The sequence below is a fragment of the Streptomyces sp. a15 genome, assembly GCF_059026085.1.
Window position 1 is genome coordinate 1 of record NZ_JBWLKM010000338.1, and the last position, 201, is coordinate 201.

Here is a 201-nt window from a genome sequence, read left to right on the forward strand (position 1 = left end):
GCCGGTCACGGTCGCCAGGCCACCTTGTGTTCGGCCAGGTGTGCCAGCACCGTGTGGTTGGCCTCCCAGCCGTCCGGGCTGTATTCGTCGGCGGCCTCCGGCGGCGTGCCGGACTCCGTCCCGGCGAGATGGCGGCGTGGCGGCCGGCGGCGTGGATTGTGCCGGTCACGGTCGCCAGGCCACCTTGTGTTCGGCCAGGTG

Annotated in this window: 1 protein-coding gene; it reads right to left on the reverse strand. The window is 73.1% G+C overall.

Translation table 11 applies throughout. From position 1 onward, the window contains the following. Positions 1 to 5: 5 nt before the first annotated feature. A partial coding sequence (locus tag AC5P09_RS52365) for a hypothetical protein (RefSeq protein WP_493880681.1) occupies positions 6 to 201 on the reverse strand: 196 nt, incomplete at its 5' end.